Below are 19902 nucleotides of genomic sequence, written 5' to 3'. Positions count from 1 at the left end.
GATATTTCCCCCTTGAATAATTTAACTGCTTCTTATGTGGAACGGGAGCCCGGTGAATTAACCCTTCACCGAGCCAGCCGCTATTCCCTCAACAATGTAACGCTGCATGAACAGATAGAAGATAACAATCGGGGCAATCCCGATGGTCAGTGCCGGAAGCGCCATATCCCACTGCTTCGTATACTGGCCGAAGAAGGAGAAGGTCGCCAGCGGAATCGTCCGCAGACCGGGTGCCTGAAGAATCAGGGACGGCAGCAGATAGTCATTCCAGATCCCCAGCGCATTCAGCACGATAATGGTCATCAGCATCGGCTTCAAGAGAGGCAATACAATCCGGAAGAACGCCGAGATCGGGTTACAGCCATCCACCGTAGCCGCCTCTTCAATCTCCAGCGGCACGGATTTGATGAAGCCGTGGAACAGGAAGATCGCCATCGGAATGCTGAGCCCCAGATGGGAGATAATGAGACCTGTGAAGGAGTTATTCACGCCCAGGACGTTCACAACCTTCAGGATCGGAATCATAATCGTCTGGAACGGAACCACCATCGCCGCTACCATCAGCAGCAGCAGAATCTGGTTGAACCGGTTATTGGCACGCACCATGCGGTACGCCGCCATCGCGCTGAACAGCGAGATAAGCGCTACACTGATGATCGTAATGATCAGCGAGTTGCGGAAGGCCTCGGAGAACCGGGCCAGCTTCCAGGCATTGGCATAGTTCGACCACATGAAGGTCTGCGGCCAGCTTGCCGCGTCGCTCAGAATCTCGCCGAAGGATTTCACCGAGTTCGCCAGCAGGAAGTAGAACGGAGAGAGGAACAGAAGCGCCAGAAGGATCATCATCACTTCAATGCCGATATTCCATCTGCTTTTGGTCTTGGCATTCATTAAGCTTCTACCTCCTTACTCTTCGTTATACGAACCTGAATGACAGTGATCAGCGCTACAATGAGGAAGAACAACAGCGCCTTTGCCGTACCCAGACCATAACGGTTATTCAGGAAGGCTTCGTTATAAATGTTCATCGCTACAGATTCCGTAGACTTGAACGGCCCGCCTTTGGTCAGCGAGAGGTTGAGGTCGAACATCTTGAAGGACCAGGAGATCGCCAGGAACAGTCCGATCGTAACCGCAGGCATAATCAGCGGAAGGATGATGTTGCGCAACACCTGCATCCGGGAAGCGCCGTCAATCTCGGCAGCTTCGAGCACCTCTTTGGAGACGTTGCTGAGCGAAGCGATGTAGATGACCATCAGATAACCGGAGGACTGCCAGATGAAGACCATGACAATCGCCCAGAAGCCGGTGGTCGCATCCCCGAGCCAGGGAAGGTTGAAGAAGGACAGGCCGGTAAGATCGCCCATAGTGGCGAAGCCTTTGATGAAGATGAACTGCCAGATGAACCCGAGCAGCAGGCCCCCGATCACATTCGGCATGAAAAAAATGGTCCGGAGCATATTGCGTGTCTTCAAAGGTTTGGTCAACAGATAGGCCAGGAAGAAGCCTACTACATTAGTCAAGATCACACCCAGCACGGTGAACCTCACGGTAAACCAGAAGGATGACCAGAAATCGTGATCATTCGTAAAAATACTTTTAAAATTCTCAAAGCCGACCCAGCTTACATTACCGGATACGCCGTTCCAGTCCGTGAAAGAGTAGTACATCCCCATCAGAAACGGAATAATCATGATCAAGGTAAAAAACAATAATGCCGGGCCAACGAAAAATACCTGCTGACCGAATTGGGACAATTTATTGCCGCGCATGTTATGGCCCCCCTTTCTTTTACTCACTCACTTGTTTATGATCTAAAGATATTATCTGTTTTTTGCAGAGCCTCTTACACCTACGCAAGTGATCTTTAGGGTGTAAAATATTGACCTGGATGTGACCCGCCCCATGAAATGGACCAGTATCCGCACGAAGCTGATCGTCTTTCTGCTTATGCCCACCTTAATCTGCATTATGGCTACGATGTATGTCAGCTATTCCCACACCACCAAGTCGCTGCGGGACCGGGCGGTCGATGAGAACAAGAATCTGCTCTATCAGGGCTACAAAAACATTAACAGTCTGCTGCAGGAGATCAACCGTCTGTCGCTGAACGTGTATTCGGACGGCGATTTCTACCGGCTGCTTGAAGCAGGGTACGACGATCTGTCCTCCGATATTGCCATCTATAACTCGCTCAGCTATATCTCCACCTCGCTGCCCCACCTCTCACAGGTGTACTTATACAGTGTGAAAGACTCGAAGGCTACGCTGATTACCGACAACACAACACCCAAGCGCTGGCTGGCTGCTGCACCCTACCACCAGTCCAGTCTGAGCGGAAGCTCTCCGGTAAGCGTGCAGAGTACGCATCTGAGCAATGCTTACGGGCTGAGGCTACCGTTAACACAGTTCATACCGGAGCCAGTCTTTACCCTGCACCGCAGGATTGAGCGTGTCCCTACCTCTCAGGCGTTAGGCTATTTGTCTATTGATGTCAAGCTGGCTGCCCTCAGTGAGATTGTGGACCAGCTGTACGAGCAGGATCAGGAGAATCTCTACCTGGTGGACAGCAGCGGCAGGCTAGTCTACAGCCAGACTACCGGGCTGCTCGGCAAACCGCTGAATGCCGATTGGTATAACAATCAGATTGCGGACAGCACGCAGCGGCAGGGTTATTTTGAACAGGACAGCTCCGTATTTATCTATCAAAAAATCGACAGCATCGGCCTCGGCTGGACGCTTGTCAAGCAAATTCCTGTCTCCTACCTGTTCCGCGAAGCCAAGGAGGCCGCCGCGATCAACCTGCTGCTGCTGGCGCTGCTGCTGGTGACGATCATTGTTCTGACGATCCTCGTCGCTTTCCGGATTACCGCGCCGATCAAGCAGCTGACCCGGTATATGAATCAGGTCCAGACCGGTAATCTCAACATTGAGATCCGCCCGGCAGGCAACGACGAGATCGGTGTGGTCACCGAGCATTTCCGCAGTATGATGGACACGATCAACAATCTGATCCTGCGGGAGTACAGGCTGGAGCTGGCGAGCCGGACCAATGAGCTGAGGGCGCTCCAGTCCCAGATTAACCCGCATTTTCTGAACAACACTCTCCAGATTATCGGTACGCTGGCTCTGGAGCTGAAGGTGCCGCAGATCTATGGCCTGCTCTCGGCTCTGGCCAAAATGATGCGCTACAGCATGTACAATGATGAGAAGGTGGTGACGGTCCAGAATGAGCTGGACCATGTCAAAGCGTATATCCAGCTGCAGAAGGAGCGTTTTGAGAACAAGTTCAGCTTCAGTTGTGAAGTGGAGGAGCCGCTGCTTCAGGCGCTGATGCCCAAAATGATCCTTCAGCCGATTGTGGAGAATTACTTCAAGCACGGCTTCCAGCTTGACCGGCAGGACGGATATATTGAGATTAACGTGGCCGGGGTAACCCCGGAGCGGATGGAGATCAGCATCGCCAACAATGGCCTCCCCATTCCGGCAGGCCGGCTGGAAGCGCTGCGCAAGGAGCTGGAGCAGTCCAGCACCGCTGAAGAACGGGAGCTGCTGCAGAACGCCGGACAGAACAGCCCTATCAGACGCGATGCTCCGGGCGCGGGCATCGGCCTCGGCAATGTGCTGGGCAGGCTGCGGCTGGTCTGCGGGGATAATGCCCTGCTGACCGTGGATAATCTGAAGGCAGGCGGGGTAATCATCCGCCTGGAAATCGATATCGTAGTGGAGAGTGAACGGATATGAAGGCACTGATTGTAGATGACGAAGCAAGAGTCCGGAAGGCAGTCCGCCTGCTGGTGGACTGGGATGCTCATCAGATTGAGGAAATTCTGGAGGCCGGGAACGGCAATGAGGCCATCGGTCTAATCCGCCAGGAGAAGCCTGCGCTGGTCATTATGGATATGATGATGGAGTCCGGGAGCGGCCTGGAGCTGATGACCTGGGTGGATGAATTCGCAGGCAGTACCAAGTTCATTGTGGTCAGCGGGCATAATGACTTCGACTTCGTCCGCCAGACCGTCCGCCATGGCGGCATCGATTATATCCTGAAGCCGATTGAGCCGGATATGATTAACAGCGCGGTATCCAAGGCGGTAACCGCCTGGAGGGCCGAGGAAGCGGAACGCAGCCACCGCCAGCACCAGAGCCTCCGGCTGAATGAGATCAAGCCGATCTTCGGGGAGAAGCTGCTGTCCGCATTGATCGATGACCGGGTGAATGCCGAGGCCTCGCTGCGCCGTCTGATCCATGACGGCATCATCCCGCCGGACAGTAAGATTTCGCGCCTGCTCCTTGTGCAGACGGACAGCGGCAACAATCCGCTGCTGCGGCGCTTCGGCGGTGACAGCGAGCTGCTCTACTACGCCATCGTGAACATCTGCAACGAATTTCTGCAGCAGGGCACGGGCATAGCGTTCCGCTATTGGGGCGGGCCGCCGGAGATTGCCATTCTGCTCTGGGAGCCGCATGAATCCGTCACTTCGCTGATCAGCCGGATGAATCAGGGCATCTTCCTGACGCTGCAATTCCGCATGCATTTCGGAATCAGCACGCCGGGCGCCTTCCCCGCGCATCTGCCGGCAGGACGTGCCGAAGCCGCCGAAGCCCTGCTGCGGCGGAATCTGCTTAGGCATGAGGATTACTGCCATTTTGCGGGATCTGAAAGCAGCCGGGATGCGGGGGCGTTGTCTGGTGGGGTGACTGGCACGGGAACGGACGCGGGGCCGGGGGCGATGCTCGGCGGAAAGCAGCGCGATAAGCGGGAGAACGCAGTCCCGCTGAGCTTCGCCGATGTTCAGGAGGACTGGCGGATGGCGGTCATCAGCGGGACGCCCGAAGCCCTAAGCGCAGCGGCGCAGCATTGGACCCAGGAGCTTAGCCGCCGGGGAGTGGTTACGCCGCAGATGCTGAACGACTGGAAGGCCGATGCGCTGCTGATGCGCTCCCGTCTGGTCCGGGAAGCACTTGGCAGCCAGGCTGCTAACGTGCTGGCTGAGCTTGAGCAAGGGGACCAGCAGTACCCCTCTCCGCAGCCCAGCGGCTATTCCTTCTCCCTGTTCGCCTGGCGCGACTGGTCCCTTGCCTTCATGCAGCAGTTATCCCGGGCGCTCACGGACAGACAGCAGAAAGAGCGGAACCCGATGACGGAGATCGTAAAATACATCGAGCAGAATTACCCGTCAGATCTCTCCCTTCAGGAGGTGGCGGGCAAATTCCAGGTCAGCCGCGAGTATGTCTCACGCCGGTTCAAGCAGGAATACGGCATCAACTTCTCCGACTACATCGTCAGCGTCCGCATCGAGAAGGCCAAGCTGCTGATGCAGAATCCAGGCCTCAAGCTGGCCCAGATCTCAGAAATGGTCGGCTTCCACGACGTCAAATACTTCAGCAAAGTCTTCAAAAAGCACACCGGCCATTCGCCTAAGGACTACCGGGATCAGGCGGAGCATTAAGCTCCGTCTGGGTGGTGGATGAATACTGATTACTGGGTGCTGATTAACTGATTGCCTTGTTGTATTCGGTTTAATACGAAAATAAAAATATCGGAAAATGCGCCGCAGACTGGGTTTTTGACAAAAAAAGACCCACCGCCCCAAAAAAACGTTTCGTTTTTTTGAAAAAGGGAAGACTATGGGATAGGATTCAATTGAACACTATATCCTAACTGCTGGATATATTTCACGTACCTATCTAACGTGTTTTTCTTGGACGTCTCATCGCCTAGTGAGACGTCTATTTCTTGGTATGACCTCTTCTCCCGCATCAGGGCATGGAGGATTCGAATCAGCAAATGCGCGGTGGCGACGTTTGCTTTTTTATCGCCTCGTCTCTTACGAATTCGTCGAAAGAATTGTCCGATCCGATTCGAGGAGCGAGAGTTTGCCCAAGCCGCCTGACACAAGGCCCCTTTCAGATGCTTGTTCCCTTGCATCGTTTTTGACTTTCTTCGCTTTCCAGCGCTTTCGTTGTTCCCTGGACACACCCCCGCCCATGAAGCAAACTGCGCATCACTCGGGAACATTTCCGCGACATGCGGCCCCACTTCGGCAAAGATGGTCACGGCAGACGTCCGCTCAATTCCTGGAATGGAGTCAATTTGTTCAATCTTCTCCAGGTACGGTTCTGCCTTTGCCTCGATTCGAGCTTCCAGTTCCGTGATCCTTTTCTCCAAATAGACCAAGTGGTCCCAGTGGTCTCGAATCATCTCGCGATGATGACGGCGCAGCTTGCCATTGAGCGCGTCTAGCAACTGCGGAACTTTCCTTTTTAAACGGGTTTTGACCAGGTTCTTAACGGTCCCTTCGTCGATGACCTCGCCGTCCATGATCTTCTGGAGCAGGCCCCGCCCTGAAACCCCATATAGATCGGACATAAAGGTGGTTAGCTTGATGTTGGCATCCTGCAGGATTTTGTGAATGCGGTTTTTCTCCGCCGTCACCGCCTGCACCATCTTACTCCGGTAACGGGTCAAGTCTCGCAAATCCCGAATGTCCTGTTCGGGCACCATACTGCCTTCAATGAGCCCGCAACGGTGCAATTGCGCTAACCAGCGCGCATCTTGCATGTCACTTTTTCGACCCGGCGTATTCTTTACCCGCTGGGCGTTGGCCAAGACCAGATCACAACTGCCCTCTAAGATGTTCCATACCGGTTTCCATAACACGCCCGTGCTCTCCATCACCACCTCCCGGCAGCCGTGTTCACTCAGCCAATCTTGCAGGCCTAGCAATTCTTTGGTTGTCGTCCCAAAGGTTTTCAGGTGACATTGTGGTTTCTGTTCGATCGGTCCTTTCAACACGCAGGCCACAACGGTTTCCTGGTGCACGTCCAGACCGGCGCAACACATACGTACAGCATCCATTCCAACCATCCTCCATCGTCAGTTTACAAATCATGCGCTCGAGTGAGTGTAATTTAATACACGTACTTTTGGGGCTACAATAGGCGATGCTCGAAAAGCGCAATAGAACGGTTTTTCGCACGGGGTGTATCCCAGTAACCGTTTCCGCCCTTTGATTTGTATATGTAGTGTTGACGACTACAGCCTCATTTAGAATGGTTGCGACGGATGCCACCCGCTTATTTTCATTCCTGGGGGTGACAAGGCCTCTGTCTTGTCATGCCTGTTTTTCGCATACATTTGCCACGGTTACTCCACTCTTTTAATTGCTGGCGTTCGTTTGCTGGTAAATTCCGCTAACCTCTGTACCACGCCAAAAAAGCCTCCGCCACTGCCTTGCCCGCCGCACCGTTCGGATGCGGGTCGAACTCGTCGCTCATGTATTCCGGCTTAATTCTATGGTCAGCGGGGGCCGCAACAGAGAGCACGGCGGCCATGTCGAATACGCGGTCCACTCCGGCCGGAGGGCTCGTACGAATGCAATCATTGACTTTGCGCCAATAGGTTTCCCGCCCCCCCTCGAAATTAAAAGGTGGCACTGTGCTGAGAATAACCGCCGCCTCCGGCTGAGCTTCCTTGATCCGGGAGATAATGTACGCCAGGTCCTCCAGCAATTCCTCTGCCGAGCGCTGGCCGATATCAAGATCATTCACACCCAGCACGATCAGCACCTCATCGCCCTGCTGCGCCTTATGCAGCCAAGGCCCGTCCGTGGCTACATCATAAGCCCGGCCCCAACCGGAGCCGATATTCCACACTCCATACTCTGTGCCCAGCCCCTCCGCAATTCTTGCCGTCCAGTGTGTGTATTGATCCTTGGCCGTCCGTACCCCCTGCGTGATAGAGTCACCCAGGAATACCAGCTTCTTCGTTACGCCCTTCTTGTAGCCTAGGAAGCTTGGGAGGACCTGCAGCTTGTCCGATTCACTGAACGCATCCGCAGATTCCTGAGCGGCCAAATTGCCCGGTGCATCGTAGCCGGAGACCAGCATTCCCTCCACATTGAAGGGGAATGACTTTCCTGCACCAGCCGTGTTCAAGGTCCAAGTGAAGGCCAACATGTGCCCCTCCGGCAGCTCCAGAAGCGCTTCGTCGCTCCAGAACTGCTCGCCTGGCTCCACACACCGCGACCGTTCGCCGCCGAAGGTAACCGGCACCTGTGAGCCCGGCACAATGCTGCCGTCCGGCGCGGCTCCGCCATCGGCGACATATGCCGCTTCGATGCTCCACTTGCCGCCCGGTTCACTGGCTACGGCGTCCGCGCCCAGATCCCAGGTGGAATCCACCGCGTTGCTGTGCCAGAACTTCAGCGTCAGCTTGCCGTTCTCCCGCAGCCGGATATAGGTGCGGTACGTATGGGTGAACGGCTCCGGTGCGTTCATAATATAATTGGCGGTTGTAGACAGCGCGGTGGCCGAGGCGAACTCCGGCTGGCTCAACACTCCGGCTGGACTGTTCTCAATATTGCTCATAGTCATCGACTCCTTCTTATTCTGATGTTGCTTCTCTGGCTGATGGGTGGTGGGTAGGGCGGCTGGTGCTGTACAGAAACTTAACTCGGCACTAACTTGGCCCAACTTTGACACGACTTCGACCGACTGGCCCAACTTCTGCCCGGCTTCCTCCCGGCTGTAGCTCGCCTTTGACCAAACTTTGCCCCCACTCCTGCCCGACTATTGTTGCATTATCTGCAACACTGATGCCTGTGAAACCCGCTATTCCGGTGCAATGTTGCACAAAATGCAGGAATTTCGCCGCTGATTCGCTCTGGGAAGCTGAAATGCTGCATTTTTGACAACAATTCGCTATAGCCCTGCTCCTGCTGAGGGGAATGTTGCACTTCTTGCAGCATTTAGCCCATTGTGCGCCATAGCGAGCAACAATCCCCCCAACGCCGCCAATCCCCAAAAAGCTCCCCGATCCAGGAGACGAATGTCCCCTGTCATCAGAGAGCTTGGTTACTTAAGGGCACACCACATGCTAAGCCCGCGTACGGGTGTATTCATTCTGTCTTGCAGGTATGTTAATTCAGTCTATAGCTGTCTTATTTCAACGTAATCGTGAACGATACGGACTTCTCGCCCGCGCCCACGCTCACTGTTGTCTCATCTACCTGCTCCGCACCTTCCACGGAGGCGATAGCGCCAAGATCCTTCACCGCCAGGGTGAATGCTTTGCCGCTGCCTTCGGCAGTTACTTTTACAGCGCTGCCGCTGCGTACCGCTTCAACCTTCAGCTCAGGAGCGCCGTGGATATCGCGCACAGTCGCAACAGCAGACTTACCATCCTCCAGGGAGTACAGCCCGAACTTCACACCGTCGGCAAAATCATAATCCGGACGGCTGTCCTCGCTACCGAGCGCAAGCAGGGAATTCTGACGGACAAACAGCGGCAGGCTGAAGAAGTCATGCTTCTCCTTGCGCCATGATCCGCCCTGTACGGTCTCACCGTTCAACAGGTGTGTCCAGCGTCCGGCTGGCAGGTAGTACTTCACTTCGCCGTTCTCCTGGAAGATCGGAGCCACCAGCAGGGAATCGCCCAGCATGTACTGGCGGTCCAGTACCTCGCAGGTCGGATCTTCCGGGAACTCCATCACCATCGCCCGCATTGAGGCCCAGCCCTGCTCATGCGCCTGTCCGGCTACATCATACAGGTATGGCATCAGGCTGCACTTCAGCTTAGTGAAGAAGCGGGTGACATCGACAGCTTCGTCGTCGTACGCCCAAGGCACACGGTAAGAGGTGCTGCCGTGCAGGCGGCTGTGGCTGGAGAGCAGGCCAAAGGCCAGCCAGCGCTTGAACACATGCGCCGGAGCGGTGTTCTCAAATCCGCCGATGTCATGGCTCCAGAAACCGAAGCCGGACAAGCCGAGCGACAGGCCGCCGCGCAGGCTCTCTGCCATCGATTCATAGTCAGCGTAGCAGTCGCCGCCCCAGTGAACCGGGAACTGCTGCCCGCCGGCTGTGGCGGAGCGTGCGAAGACAGCTGCTTCATTTTTGCCAAGCTTCTCTTCGAGCACTTCAAACACAACCTTGTTATACAACTGGGTATAGTAGTTATGCATCTTGTATGGATCGGAGCCGTCGAAGTAGACCACATCCGTCGGAATCCGTTCGCCGAAGTCCGTCTTGAAGCTGTCTACGCCCATGTCCACCAGGTCACGCAGGTAACCGGCATACCATTCACAAGCCGCAGGGTTCGTGAAGTCGACCAGTCCCATGCCTGCTTGCCAGAGGTCGGTCTGATAGACGTCGCCGTTGGCTTTTTTGAGCAGATAACCGTTCTTGCGGCCTTCTTCAAACAGCGGAGAGCGCTGTCCGATATAGGAGTTGATCCAGACGCAGATCTTCAGCCCCTTGTCGTGCAGGCGCTTCAGCATACCCACCGGGTCCGGGAACACACGGGAATCCCACTGGAAATCCGTCCATTGATATTCGCGCATCCAGAAGCAGTCGAAGTGGAATACATGCAGCGGCAGATCGCGCTCCGCCATCCCTTCCACGAAGGAGTTCACCGTAGCTTCATCGTAGTCTGTAGTGAACGAAGTCGTCAGCCACAGACCGAAGGTCCAGGCCGGAGGCAGCGCAGGCTTGCCGGTCAGGGAGGTGTATTTGGTGATGACCTCTTTAATCGTCGGCCCTTCAATCACGAAGTATTCCAGACTCTCGCCCGCTACGCTGAACTGGGCCTTCTTCACCTTCTCAGACGCAATCTCATACGATACCAGCTCCGGCTGGTTCACGAATACACCGTATCCCTTGCTCGTCACATAGAACGGAACGTTCTTGTAGGCCTGCTCCGAGCTTGTCCCGCCATCCTTGTTCCACAGATCGACCACCTGGCCGTTTTTGACAAAAGCTGTAAATCGCTCGCCCAGACCATACACGAATTCGCCAACGCCTAAGTCCAGCTCCTCACGCATGAAGGTGTTGCCGTCCTGATCCGTGATGTAGGCCATCGATTTGTAACCGCTACCGGTAATCCGCTCATCGCCGCGGTAGAAGTCCACAGACCAGTGTGTGCCCTTGTTGATGACCACGCGGAGTCCGCCGCTGATCAGCACCGTCTGCGCCTCTGTCTCCTCGATTTCCACATGATCGCCGGTTCCCTCAGTCAGCTCGAACGAAGGTCCGCGTGGAATCACGCCGTCGTTATGAATAATCTTGACGCCTACCACGCCCGGAAGCGGGGAATGGAATTTCACCGTCAGCAGTGTGGAGTTGAGCGTCGCCGAACGTCCCGTGATGGGCGTCGTCTGCGTGATGGCAGTCAGGCCTTCCTCCGTTTTTTCTACCACATAGTTCTGCACTGCACCATTGATTGTAATTCCGTCACGTACCAGCCATAAGCCGTCTGTAAATTTCATATGTGCACTTGCCACCCTTCGATTTGGTGTATATAGTTGCATTATACCGATAATAAAAGTTCAAAACTAATAATATATAGCTCATTTATAACACTATTTTGACGTCATCTCACAAGGAGGCCCCTAATGGACCGCACCTCGCAGCGCTTGCTCAAAGAAGACCGCGAACACGGGGATGTCATGTTCCCCCTGGCTGCCTACTGGATTGACCTTCCCGCCGGAGCGCATGTCCTGGACACCCACTGGCATGAGGAAGCCGAGTTCTTCCTGCTGCTGGAAGGCGAGATTCTGTTTCAAGTGGACAGCGACTATTTCACGCTTCGTCCCGGTGAGGCTGTGTTCATTGAATCCGGGGATATCCACGCCGCTCACGCACTTACGGAGACCCCCTGCCGCTTCTGCGCCCTTGTCTTCCACCCCGACCTGCTGGCCAGCGCCCAATATGATACCATCCAGCAGAGCGTCATTTTGCCGCTTCAGGAGAAACGCCAGAGCTTTCCGCGCCACCTCACCCCTTCTGTTCCCTGGCAGGCGGAGCTGCTGCTGCATCTGAACCGCATGATGAACGCGTATGAGCAACAAATGCCCGGATTCGAAGCTTTTATGAAAGGAACCCTGCTGATTATGCTCTCACAGATTGCGCAGCCGGGGCGCTTCGTCAACCACAGCCAGTCCGTAGGCACGGAGCCCGCGAAGATTGACCGCCTGAAACGGGTAATTCTCTATATCCAGGACAACTACCAGGAGCCGATCCGTACCCGTGACCTGTCGGGGCTGATTCCGATGAGCGAGGGGCAATTCTGCCGTTTTTTCAAAAGCATGACCCGCAAGACGCCCGTCGATTACATTAACTCCTACCGGGTCCGCCAGGCCGCAGCCCTGCTGAAGCAGGGGGACCGCAAAATCTCCGATATTGCCATGGATGTCGGCTTCGACAACGTCAGCTACTTCATCAAAGTGTTCCGCAAATTCATGAACTGCTCGCCCTCAGAATTCCGCAAGGACGCCAGTCCCTTCGCCGGGCAGAACCAGCTTTATCCGTAGGCTGAACCCCGCTCCCTTTCTTTTTCCTGCTTACGGTTGCCCGGATACGTTTAAGTTAGTGTATGGATGACCAGGCACCTGCCGCTTCAGCGGTGGCCTAATGGCTCATTCCGGTGGACATGCCGTCCCCCCACCAATCTACTTACAGGAGGCAGATATTCATGAATCAACATGTTACCTTGCCAATTGAGGTACAGGACTTCTACAATGCAGTAAACCAATACCAGCCCGACGCTCTGATCGAATTGTTCGCTCCCGGCGCTACCGTGAAGGATAACGGGAAGTCGGCCGAAGGCACAGAAGCCATTGCGGCTTGGGGTGAATCCGAGCTTTTCTCTGCTAAGGTCCGCTTTACTATTATGGAAATTGAAGAAATCCAGGGCCGCATTGCGGTGACCGCTGAGATGGAGGGGGAGTTCAATAAGAACCGTGTTCCCGCCCCGCAGCAGTTCACCCATGAATTCAAGGTACAAGGCGGCAAAATCAGCGAGCTGATCATCACGCTAAAATAAGCTTTAATGTATCCAGCACAAAATCACCCTAACGGGTGAACGGGATAGCACCGAATGTATGCTGTTTTTGATATACATTCGGGACGTGTGCCTGCGTGCGAGCACTATGCTGTTTTCCACATACATTCGGCCCGCCCTCCCTCACGCCAGCATCCTCGAGATAAATGAAGGAGCATGATCCTCCATCCTAATTTCCTGCAAGTGGAAACGGCTTTGCCGTCCTTTTAGAGGACGGTACCGTTTCAGCGAGAAATAGAAGGATAATTTATCATGTGGAACGTATAATTCTTATATTTAAAAAAGAAATCGTTCCTTCGGAAGATTGGGCTCCCGCCCAGCCCTTTCAAAGGAGCGATTTCTTTGGTATGAGACAATCCTCCCCAAATGCTATGAATAATTGAAACACTCCGCCGTCCAGCGCCGCGCCAAGCGTGCCCCCCTGCTTCTCAACCAATTGCTTCACAATGGCTAAGCCGAGACCGAGCTGACCGCTCGACCGCGAAGGATCGCTGGTGTACGTCCGCTCGAACAGCCTCGGCAGATCCTGCTCACGGATATGCTCCGTTTCATTGACGAACTTCAGCTTCACTTGCTGCTGTTCCGTAAACAGGGAGATGGTTAAGCGGTTCTTGCCGTAACGGAGCACATTCTGGAGCACATTGGAGAAAATGCGGATCATGGCTTTTTCATCCAGGGAAATCGTCTTGACGTTCTCATCCAGATGAAGCTGCACCTCAATGCCCTTCTGCGTAAGGTCCGGATGAAACGCCAGAATCACTTCGCTCAGTAGACTGTAGAGATAGACCGGCTGGCTGTCCAAGGGAGAGTCCCCCGAGTCCATACTGGATAATTCATAGAATGATTCCACAATATTGTTCATGACCGCCATTTTATGCATGATGATCTCCATATACTGCTGCCGCTCGGCCTCGGAGGCAAGGGGATCTTTCAGCAGATAGGCATATCCATGCATGGACGTAAGCGGAGTCCGCAGATCATGGGACAGATTGGCAATCTCTTCCTTCACGGCGCGCTCTCTCGACTGGTGGATCACCCGCTCTCTCTGGCGCTGATCCAGCAGCCGGTTAAGGGCCACGATGAGCTTCTCCATCTCCTTCCCGGGCAGAGGCAGCTTGACATGCAGGTGCTGCAGGGAAGACGACTCCCACTCCGTCAATTGCCGCCGCACTTGAATCATGCTCTGCCGCTGCAGTAGATACACAAGCAATATCCCTACAGCCGCCAGAGCGGCAATGATGGCTATAGCAAGATACATTTGTCTTCCCTCCTTAGCTGCACCTGTTAGAACTCTTCCTTCCTGAACAGATACAATCCCAATACATAAAAGAACACTGTAAACACCATTCCTGTAACCCACGGCTCCCAGGCAGGATAGGTTGCCACATCGTAGGCATGGAACAAATAATAAGCAGGGCTGTGACTGTAGAGCCAGGCCGCCCAGGTAAATCTGCCTTTCAGAGCGCTCAGAATCATATAGGGCAGGAAATAGATCAGCAGGAACACGGTAGATATCTGTGCATTCTTGTTCATCACAGCGGTAAGACAGAAGTAGGTGGTTACGCCGGCAATCATAATAGGCAGCAGACCAAGCAGCATCTGGCAGTATTCCGTAAGCGCATATTCATAGCTGCGCAGCAGCAGCCTTGAACCGAGCAGGACCGATATCCCGACCAGAACGAGCGCGAACAGCAGGAAGCCGGCCAGTGTAACCAGCAGCTTGACGGTGTAAATCGAGCGTCTGCTGAAGCCGTAGGCTACGGTATTTTTGAGCACATGCTTGTGATCTCCCATCAGGATTCCGGTGAAAATAGTCAGCAATGCGAAGATCACCGGCATCATTGACAGCACATTGCGGTAGAAGAAGCGCTCATTCCCATAGGGGAAATCCGGCACAGACTGATGAAAGACCTTGAGAGTTATAGCGGCAGCGACCATTAACACCGCACAGAGCAACCCGTAATAATAATAGCTCTTGGTGCGGACAAAACGGTACTGCTCACTTTTCATCAGATTAAGCATGACGCTCACCTCCCAGCAGACCCAGGTAGTATTCTTCCAGATCCCCGCCGGTGGCCGCAATGGAATACACGCTGACGCCCTGGGCATGAAGCACCCGGTTGAGCTGATCGGTCTTATCCATACCACCAGAGAGCACAATCCGGTGTCCCGGCAGAATCCGGTAAGGGATGCCCGGGAAATGCTTCTCCAGAACGGTAGACGCTTTGCCGCTGTCATCCACCACGATCTCTACATTTCTTCTGGTCTTCTGCAGCAGTTCTTCTGCCGTCAATTGCTCCACAATCCGCCCCTGGTCCATGAAAATATAACGGGTAGCCACACTCTGCAGCTCAGACAATACGTGACTTGAGATGAGGATCGTGATCCTTTTCTCTTCATTCAGCGTCTGCAGGAGCTGGCGGATCTCCGCCTTTCCCTCCGGGTCAAGGCCATTGGTCGGTTCATCCAGAATCAGCAGCTCGGGGCGGGTCATCAGTGCAAGCGCGAGTCCCAGCCGCTGTTTCATTCCGAGGGAGAAGGCTTTGAATTTCTTGTTTGCGGCATGAAGCAGATTGACATCCTTAAGCGCCTGCTCAATGGAATCCTTGCCAGCCAGCCCCCTCTGCAGGCGGAAATACTCCAGGTTCTGCCTGGCTGTGAAGTCCGGGAAGAACGCCGGCTCTTCAATCATCGCCCCGATGCTCCGGCGTCCCTTCCGCAGACCGGCGTCATCCCGGTGTCCGTAGAGCGCAATCGCGCCTTTTGTTGGAAACACCTGCTCTGTAATACATTTGAACAGCGTGGTTTTGCCTGCGCCATTTTTACCGATCAGTGCTACGATATCCCCTGACTCAACCTGCAGGTTAATATCCCGGAGTGCGGAAGAATCCTGATAGGTCTTACTGAGCGCCTTAATCTCCAATATACAATGCATCATCGTTAAGACTCCCTTGCCGTTTGATAATTCCATTGTATAAAGAACACTTTTAATAAGCTTTAAGCAAAGTCTTAAGAAAGTGTAAAGAAATCCCCTAGACCAGCTTGAACCCGATGCCCCAAATCGTGCGGATATACTCTTCTTCCGTGATTGCAGCCAGTTTGGCCCGCAGATTGCTGATATGTACATTAATGGTGTTATCGTCTCCCAGGTAGGTGCCGCCCCAGATTTGCCGGTACAGCTCGCTTTTGGAGAAGATATGCTCCGGCCTCGACATCAGCACCGCCAGCAGTTCAAATTCGTATTTGGTTAAAGCCAGGACCTGGCCGTCCAGCATAACCTCCCGCCGCTGCTTGTCCATGACCAGCCCGCGTACCTTAAGCATCTGTCCCTCAGAACCTGCGGCAGGCGCATATTGCAGCCGGCGGAGCTGCGCGTACACTCTGGCCAGCACCTCCTCCTGGTCAAAGGGCTTAGTAATGTAGTCATCCGCTCCCAGACGCAGCAGACTCACCTTGTCCTCCAGCGTGCTTTTGGCCGAGATTACAATGATGGGTACGGTTGACTGCTCACGGATCTGTGCAATCAGAGATTCACCGCTCATGCCCGGCAGCATCAGGTCCAGCAGGATTAACTGGTAGTCTTCAAGCGACATTCGGAGGGAGGCTTCGCTCCCTGAATATGCAGGCACAGCCGTCAGTCCTTCACCTGTCAGCATACGGCACAGCAGGCGGTTAATATCGGCATCATCCTCGACCACAAGTACGTTGAGATTAGCGTGGTTCACTTTAGCCTGCCTCCTTACGGATCACAATAAAGCAGGTGCTGTCCGGAAGCGGCACAGGCTCTCCGCTCTCACCCATAATCTTAACCCGGTCCTCCAGCGCCTCCGTATATCCCTCCTGCAAATAATGACGGAAGACCTCTATCTTGGCCCGGTCCCCAAGCGTCTGCTGAATGAATGCGGCGTACTGCGAGGGTGTGAAATAACCGAACTGCTCCTGAACCTCATGAATGTAGGCTTCCTCTCCCCAGGTGTAGGTATAGAGGAATTCCATCGCATCATTTACCGGCATCAGAACCTCCTGTTCGCCAAGCTGTTCATAACGGATATTCCGACCGGCAAAATCCTTCGCGTACCGCTCCAGCCACGCCATACCGTCCGCCTCCAGAAACCGCACCCGGCGCTGCTGCTCCTCCGGCTCACTCATAATGCCGTCGCGGATAATAATCGTTCCTCCATCTGCCAATACATCGAAGGCACTGGTCAGCGCTGCCGCCACCGTGCCGTGATTGAACTTCCGGCCGTCCAGCGGCACATAAGAATACAGCTCATGCAGAATCGATGAGAAAATCACCGTGTCCACCGTGCCCCGCTCCACGTAATCCTTCAGGTTCAGCGCATCGCCCTGGAGCACCTCCCAGCGGCGGTCCTCCCGCTGCTTGCGCTGCCGCAGCGCTTCAATCACATTGCTTGAGATATCAATCCCCACAGGCACTACCTCCGGCATCCGCTCCTCAATCAGATCGAGCAGCACCCCGCCGCCGGGGCCGATGTCCAGCACCTTCCGTCCGGTAACGTAGTCCAGAATCACTGCCTTATAGTCAGCCGTATCATTCATCTGGCTTAAGTACGTGTCCTCATTGTGGAAGCGGTCAAAGGCGTCCCTCCGCAGATCGAACAGGTCGAACAGCAGCAGGACCGCCCGTTCATACAGCGCCGACTTCTCGGCCTCTATGCAGAACTCAATCAGCTTCTCCGCTGCCGCTGAGAACTCGAACTGGAAGAATAGCGTATCCGGCAGATGCTCCTTACCCAGCAGCCGGTGCGTAAGATGCGGGTTGCCGCCGGAAGGCTTCACGCCGCTGTAGATCTCCTCCCAGCCAAGCTCCGAGAGATACTTCTCAATAATCCGTTTTTTATAGACATTGATCTTCTTGCTGCCCTTGTAATCATAATGAATACTGTTCATGACCGCCTCGAAGCTGAGATGGCTTAGCTGGCTTAGCTGCAGCGGGCTGCTGCCGGCCACCAGACTCATGACCTTCAGGAACTGCTCCAGCGAGAAGGTCTGGAGCGCCGATTCCACATACCAGAAGGTGGCAGGCTGCAGCGGCTCCAGCGCAGCTGGGAGGAAGCCCTCCTGCACCAGCCCGTCCCACTCCGTCTCGTAATCCTCCCCCTGCGCAATGGACCCGGCGCGCATTCTCCGCAGACGCTCCTTCATCGGGACCTCAGGCTGCAGATTCCCTGAAGCAATTACAGCAATCAGCTCCATGACCTGCAGGCGGACCTCCTGCCACAGCTCCGGGGACACCGCAGCAATGATGCAGTGATTCAGCGCGAACAGAAGCCGCTCCAGCTCTTCTGCGCCCAGCAGTCCCTGCTCCACCAGTGCGGACAACGGAAGATTGACGGAAGGCGGAACCTCGCCGCGGATTTGCTGTCCAATCAGCCCATGAGTCTCAATCAGCGTATGTATCACCCGTCTCTTCTCCGCAGAGCCTGCCTCGTCCTGCTTCAACCCTTCCGCATACCGCCGGTACAACTCCGCGGAGCCGATATTATGAACGAAAATATTAATGCCCTCTTCCTGCCAGCTCCGGCGCTGACGGAGAGTCCCGCCCTTAGCCGTCTCCGACCAGATCAGCGTCTCCTCGGCCAGCTCCTTGATCCAATACGACAGCGGCAGACTGTCCAGCACCCGCAGGCTCCGCTCCACATAATCCAGCACCGGATTCTGCTGCGCAAGCGACTGCAGCGATTCTACCCGCTCCAGGTTCACAATCGTCTGCTCCGCCTGCACGATGGACTCCAGCCATGGATAGCCTTCTCCGGCAGGCCACCCTCCTTCACGATATGCCTCTATAGCCCGTAATGATTTCAGCATTTGCATGCCTCCCTATGTAATAGCAATCTATATACAATAGCCCATGTACTTCAGGTTTGAATCAGAAGCTCTGACGAATTGAACAAACCGCAAGCTTCTGGATAGAAGCTTGCGGCTACGGAGAGCTCTTGTTCAATTGTATCAGATCTATGGCCGGGAATCAGATTCCGCTCATTTCACTCCTGCCATGAATTCTCTGTAATCCTTGGCAATCTCTTTGGACAGCGTATGGTGCAGATAATGACCGCCTTCGAGCGGCACCAGCTTACCGTACACGGAATCCTTCACCTGCTCCTCATGCAGCTTCATCCAGCCTTCAACGTCGGTATTATTCGACTGTATGAAGAGCAGCAGCGGAAGCTCTTTGGGGAAGGCCAGCGCCTGGGCTGCTGTGAAATTCTCCTTGAAATGGTCGATCTCATTCATGACAGTGTCATTGTTTAAGTTCTTTGTGGCGATCATTTTCATCTGCTGCTTGGTGTGCTCGTCGAACGGAAGCCCGGCATACGGGTCGGGGCCTATCTTTTGGAACAATCTCATAATGCCGGATTTGTCGAGGAACTTCAGCGTCCCCACCGGTATTTTATCGTCCAATCCCCCTTGGTTCGGCACACTGCTGTCAATTCCTACAAAAGCCTGCACTTCATCCTTATACTTGTTCACATAATCCAGCCCGTAGATGCCGGCGATGGAATGACCCATGAGCGTGTAACGTTTGATCCCAAGCTGCTGCAACGCTTCATGAATCTCACTGACGATATTGTCCGAGGTCCGTTCCTTATCTGTCCGGTCACTTAAGCCATAGCCGAACGGCTCCACAACGACTACTTTGTAGTTAGGGGACAGCTCGTCTACCAGCGGTTTGAAGTCAAGTGCGGGCGCCCCGGTGCCATACCCCGTCAGCAGCACCACGGTCTCCTCACCCGATCCCTGGATGAGTACATTCATCTTCTTACCATCGACTGGCACAAGCTGACCGTACTGATCAATCTTCTTCAGCTCCGATTTGCTGCTGATGATATTGACCACAAATACTACGGCAAAAAATAACACGATCACAATCAGCAATGCCGCTATAGATTTAAGCAGAATTCTGAGTCCTTTTTTCATTATACAATCACCTGTCCTTATGAATCGGATGTGCTGCCTTGATGAGGAGCTAAGGATAGTATATATAATGAAAATGTACTCTCCGTGACGGTAATATGAACGGAGGATGAACGGGAGAAACA

The 19902-nt window shown here is 54.3% G+C and carries 15 protein-coding genes; 4 read left to right on the top strand and 11 right to left on the bottom strand.

Annotated elements, in window-relative coordinates; all coding sequences use genetic code 11:
* Positions 1 to 57 precede the first annotated feature (57 nt).
* On the bottom strand, positions 58 to 891 hold the full coding sequence (locus NYE24_RS25055; protein WP_036701338.1) for a carbohydrate ABC transporter permease: 834 nt from the start codon (positions 889 to 891) through the stop codon (positions 58 to 60).
* Positions 891 to 1772 (bottom strand): sugar ABC transporter permease, encoded by an 882-nt coding sequence (locus NYE24_RS25050; RefSeq protein WP_036701340.1) that lies wholly within the window; start codon positions 1770 to 1772, stop codon positions 891 to 893. The genes NYE24_RS25055 and NYE24_RS25050 overlap by 1 nt, the downstream gene beginning before the upstream one ends.
* A 133-nt stretch (positions 1773 to 1905) precedes the next feature.
* Here NYE24_RS25050 and NYE24_RS25045 point away from each other — a divergent pair, with 133 nt between their 5' ends.
* Positions 1906 to 3744, top strand: a complete 1839-nt coding sequence (locus NYE24_RS25045) for a histidine kinase (protein ID WP_342476949.1) — start codon at positions 1906 to 1908, stop codon at positions 3742 to 3744.
* Entirely contained in the window at positions 3741 to 5453 is a 1713-nt protein-coding gene (locus tag NYE24_RS25040) for a helix-turn-helix domain-containing protein (RefSeq protein WP_076156966.1), read from the top strand. The genes NYE24_RS25045 and NYE24_RS25040 overlap by 4 nt, the downstream gene beginning before the upstream one ends.
* Before the next feature lie 176 nt (positions 5454 to 5629).
* On the opposite strand, the gene NYE24_RS25035 is transcribed toward NYE24_RS25040, so the two are convergent.
* From NYE24_RS25035 to yicI, 3 genes are all read right to left on the bottom strand, one after another.
* Positions 5630 to 6862 (bottom strand): IS110 family transposase, encoded by a 1233-nt coding sequence (locus NYE24_RS25035; RefSeq protein ID WP_342476948.1) that lies wholly within the window; start codon positions 6860 to 6862, stop codon positions 5630 to 5632.
* A gap of 335 nt (positions 6863 to 7197) precedes the next feature.
* Positions 7198 to 8373, bottom strand: a complete 1176-nt coding sequence (locus NYE24_RS25030) for an SGNH/GDSL hydrolase family protein (RefSeq protein WP_342476947.1) — start codon at positions 8371 to 8373, stop codon at positions 7198 to 7200.
* Between the two features lie 572 nt (positions 8374 to 8945).
* A complete protein-coding gene (gene yicI / locus NYE24_RS25025) occupies positions 8946 to 11267 on the bottom strand; it encodes an alpha-xylosidase (protein ID WP_342476946.1) in 2322 nt (773 codons plus the stop codon).
* 126 nt (positions 11268 to 11393) lie between these two features.
* On the opposite strand from yicI, the gene NYE24_RS25020 reads away from it, so the two are divergent.
* Positions 11394 to 12311, top strand: a complete 918-nt coding sequence (locus NYE24_RS25020) for an AraC family transcriptional regulator (RefSeq protein WP_342476945.1) — start codon at positions 11394 to 11396, stop codon at positions 12309 to 12311.
* Between the two features lie 161 nt (positions 12312 to 12472).
* Entirely contained in the window at positions 12473 to 12823 is a 351-nt protein-coding gene (locus NYE24_RS25015; RefSeq protein ID WP_051494108.1) for a nuclear transport factor 2 family protein, read from the top strand.
* A 343-nt stretch (positions 12824 to 13166) separates the two neighbouring features.
* Here the strand turns inward: NYE24_RS25015 and NYE24_RS25010 are convergent, their stop codons facing one another.
* From NYE24_RS25010 to NYE24_RS24985, 6 genes are all read right to left on the bottom strand, one after another.
* A complete protein-coding gene (locus NYE24_RS25010) occupies positions 13167 to 14099 on the bottom strand; it encodes a HAMP domain-containing sensor histidine kinase (RefSeq protein WP_036702018.1) in 933 nt (310 codons plus the stop codon).
* 26 nt (positions 14100 to 14125) lie between these two features.
* Positions 14126 to 14863: an ABC transporter permease gene (locus tag NYE24_RS25005; RefSeq protein WP_036702016.1), complete on the bottom strand. Its 738-nt coding sequence runs from the start codon at positions 14861 to 14863 to the stop codon at positions 14126 to 14128.
* The gene (locus NYE24_RS25000) at positions 14856 to 15779 is read right to left on the bottom strand and encodes an ABC transporter ATP-binding protein (protein WP_342476944.1); all 924 of its coding nucleotides are present in this window, start codon (positions 15777 to 15779) and stop codon (positions 14856 to 14858) included. The genes NYE24_RS25005 and NYE24_RS25000 overlap by 8 nt, the downstream gene beginning before the upstream one ends.
* Before the next feature lie 94 nt (positions 15780 to 15873).
* Positions 15874 to 16566: a response regulator transcription factor gene (locus NYE24_RS24995; protein ID WP_076161792.1), complete on the bottom strand. Its 693-nt coding sequence runs from the start codon at positions 16564 to 16566 to the stop codon at positions 15874 to 15876.
* Position 16567: 1 nt separating this feature from the next.
* Positions 16568 to 18670: a class I SAM-dependent methyltransferase gene (locus tag NYE24_RS24990; RefSeq protein ID WP_342476943.1), complete on the bottom strand. Its 2103-nt coding sequence runs from the start codon at positions 18668 to 18670 to the stop codon at positions 16568 to 16570.
* 171 nt (positions 18671 to 18841) lie between these two features.
* Positions 18842 to 19780: an alpha/beta hydrolase gene (locus NYE24_RS24985; protein WP_051494107.1), complete on the bottom strand. Its 939-nt coding sequence runs from the start codon at positions 19778 to 19780 to the stop codon at positions 18842 to 18844.
* Positions 19781 to 19902: the final 122 nt, after the last annotated feature.

The sequence above is a fragment of the Paenibacillus sp. FSL H7-0350 genome (genome assembly GCF_038593195.1).
Taxonomy (GTDB): Bacteria; Bacillota; Bacilli; order Paenibacillales; family Paenibacillaceae; genus Paenibacillus_AQ.
This window is presented reverse-complemented; position numbering and strand designations above follow the sequence as displayed.

What these genes read in the sequence shown, in the direction of transcription:
- NYE24_RS25015 (WP_051494108.1), top strand. Translation starts at nt 12,473, where the DNA reads ATGAATCAACATGTTACCTTGCCAATTGAGGTACAGGACTTCTACAAT.
- NYE24_RS25050 (WP_036701340.1), bottom strand. Translation starts at nt 1,772, where the DNA reads ATGCGCGGCAATAAATTGTCCCAATTCGGTCAGCAGGTATTTTTCGTT.
- NYE24_RS25005 (WP_036702016.1), bottom strand. Translation starts at nt 14,863, where the DNA reads ATGCTTAATCTGATGAAAAGTGAGCAGTACCGTTTTGTCCGCACCAAG.
- NYE24_RS25020 (WP_342476945.1), top strand. Translation starts at nt 11,394, where the DNA reads ATGGACCGCACCTCGCAGCGCTTGCTCAAAGAAGACCGCGAACACGGG.
- NYE24_RS24985 (WP_051494107.1), bottom strand. Translation starts at nt 19,780, where the DNA reads ATGAAAAAAGGACTCAGAATTCTGCTTAAATCTATAGCGGCATTGCTG.
- NYE24_RS25010 (WP_036702018.1), bottom strand. Translation starts at nt 14,099, where the DNA reads ATGTATCTTGCTATAGCCATCATTGCCGCTCTGGCGGCTGTAGGGATA.
- NYE24_RS25055 (WP_036701338.1), bottom strand. Translation starts at nt 891, where the DNA reads ATGAATGCCAAGACCAAAAGCAGATGGAATATCGGCATTGAAGTGATG.
- NYE24_RS25000 (WP_342476944.1), bottom strand. Translation starts at nt 15,779, where the DNA reads ATGATGCATTGTATATTGGAGATTAAGGCGCTCAGTAAGACCTATCAG.
- NYE24_RS25030 (WP_342476947.1), bottom strand. Translation starts at nt 8,373, where the DNA reads ATGAGCAATATTGAGAACAGTCCAGCCGGAGTGTTGAGCCAGCCGGAG.
- NYE24_RS25035 (WP_342476948.1), bottom strand. Translation starts at nt 6,862, where the DNA reads ATGGATGCTGTACGTATGTGTTGCGCCGGTCTGGACGTGCACCAGGAA.
- NYE24_RS25040 (WP_076156966.1), top strand. Translation starts at nt 3,741, where the DNA reads ATGAAGGCACTGATTGTAGATGACGAAGCAAGAGTCCGGAAGGCAGTC.
- yicI (WP_342476946.1), bottom strand. Translation starts at nt 11,267, where the DNA reads ATGAAATTTACAGACGGCTTATGGCTGGTACGTGACGGAATTACAATC.
- NYE24_RS25045 (WP_342476949.1), top strand. Translation starts at nt 1,906, where the DNA reads ATGAAATGGACCAGTATCCGCACGAAGCTGATCGTCTTTCTGCTTATG.
- NYE24_RS24990 (WP_342476943.1), bottom strand. Translation starts at nt 18,670, where the DNA reads ATGCTGAAATCATTACGGGCTATAGAGGCATATCGTGAAGGAGGGTGG.